General features: G+C 70.1%; 1 protein-coding gene. It reads left to right on the forward strand.

The genetic code is table 11. The annotated features are described in order from the left end of the window. Positions 1 to 468, forward strand: a 468-nt coding sequence (locus tag ACEN88_RS34195; protein WP_413346829.1) for an MASE3 domain-containing protein, incomplete at both ends; no start/stop codon positions are given.

A 468-nucleotide genomic window follows, 5' to 3' on the forward strand; every position in this document is an offset into this window, starting at 1 on the left:
GCCGCGCACTCGTCACCCGCCTGCGCACCGACCGCTACCTGGCCGCGACGGCGGCCGTGATGGCCCTGGGCGGCGTCGGTTTCGCGCTGTATGTCCGGCCGGACGACGTCGTGAACATGGGCGGCCATGTGTACAAGGTGATCGCCTACCTGTGCCTGCACCGCGCGATCTGGGTGGCGGCCGTGCAGGCGCCGTATCTGCGGCTACAGCGGTCGGAGCGGTCGCTGGCCGAGAGCGAGGCCAGCTTCCGCAGCCTGATGGAATGCGCGCCGGACGCGATCCTGCTCGTCGGCGCGGAAGAGCGCATCACGATGATGAATGCGCGCGCGGAAAACCTGTTCGGCGTGTCGCGCGAGACGGCCGCCGGCCTGCCGCTGGACGTGCTGGTGCCCGCCGCCGCCATAGCCGTAGCCGCTGTTGATCTTGCGGAATTCGTGCAGGTCGAACACGAGCACGGCGAGCGTGCGC

Source organism: Massilia sp. CT11-108, assembly GCF_047302915.1.
GTDB classification, from domain to species: domain Bacteria; phylum Pseudomonadota; class Gammaproteobacteria; order Burkholderiales; family Burkholderiaceae_D; genus Telluria; species Telluria orientalis.